The sequence below is a fragment of the Streptomyces sp. NPDC026062 genome (assembly GCF_055568375.1).
The window spans coordinates 1-1,350 of the sequence record NZ_JBVHOQ010000137.1 but is presented as its reverse complement, the minus strand read 5'-3'; the positions used below and the strand labels follow the sequence as shown (position 1 = coordinate 1,350).

General features: G+C 67.0%; 1 protein-coding gene. It reads left to right on the top strand.

Features of this window, described 5'->3' with window-relative positions:
• On the top strand, positions 1-1,350 hold a 1,350-nt coding region (locus ACZ4LX_RS38175), incomplete at both ends, for an amino acid adenylation domain-containing protein (RefSeq protein ID WP_467652018.1).

Below are 1,350 nucleotides of genomic sequence, written 5' to 3'. Positions count from 1 at the left end.
TGGGTGTGCTGAAGGCGGGGGCTGCGTATCTGCCGGTTGATCCGGCGTATCCGGCTGAGCGGGTGGAGTTCGTGCTCGCGGACGCGGGTGTGGGTGTGGTGGTGACGTCCGGGGCGGTGGCCGGTGTGCTGCCGCAGGGTGTGCAGCGGGTCGTTCTCGATGATCCGGCGACGGTGGGTGGGCTGGCGGATGCTGAGGCTTGCGCGTTGTCGGTGGTGGAGCGTGGTGGTGCGTTGTCGGCTGGGGGTGCGGCGTATGTGATTTATACGTCGGGGTCGACGGGGCGTCCGAAGGGTGTGGTGGTGTCGCATGGGAATGTGGCGCGGCTGTTCGGGGCGACGCGGGAGTGGTTCGGGTTCGGGCCGGGTGATGTGTGGTCGTGGTTCCACTCGTTCGCGTTCGACTTCTCGGTGTGGGAGTTGTGGGGTGCGCTGCTGTATGGCGGGCGTGTGGTGGTGGTGCCGTTCGAGGTGTCGCGTTCGCCGCGGGAGTTTTTGCGGTTGTTGGTGCGGGAGCGGGTGACTGTTCTCAGTCAGACGCCGTCGGCGTTCTATCAGCTGATTGCGGCTGAGGGGTTGGAGCCGGAGCTGGGTCGGGAGCTGGTGCTTCGGACGGTTGTGTTCGGTGGTGAGGCGCTGGATCCGGGTCGGCTTGCGCAGTGGTACGGGCGTCATGGTGAGGATGCGCCGCGGCTGGTGAATATGTATGGGATCACGGAGACGACGGTGCATGTGTCGTATGCGCCGTTGGGTGTCGGGGCGGCTGGTGTGGGTGCGCCGAGTGTGATCGGTCGGGGGATTGCTGATCTGCGGCTGTTTGTGCTGGATGGGCGTTTGGAGCCGGTGCCGGTCGGGGTTGCGGGTGAGTTGTATGTGGCGGGTGCGGGTGTGGCCCGGGGTTATCTGGGGCGTGCGGGGCTGACGTCGGGGCGGTTTGTGGCGTCGCGGTTCGGTGGGCCGGGTGAGCGGATGTATCGCACGGGTGATGTGGTGCGGTGGTCTGCGGGTGGTGAGCTGGAGTTTGTCGGCCGGGCGGATGATCAGGTGAAGGTGCGGGGTTTCCGTATCGAGACCGGTGAGGTCGAGGCGGTTGTGGTCGCGCATCCGCTGGTTGCCCAGGGTGCGGTGGTGGTTCGTGAGGACGCTGCCGGTGACAGGCGTCTGGTGGCGTATGTGGTGCCGGCCGGTGAGGTGGATCGTGGTGGGCTGACGCGGGATGTGCGTGGGTTCACGGGCTCGCGTCTGCCGGAGTACATGGTCCCGGCCGCGGTCGTGGTGCTGGACGAGCTGCCGTTGACGGTGAACGGGAAGCTCGACCGCAAGGCCCTGCCCGCACCCGAGTACACCACCA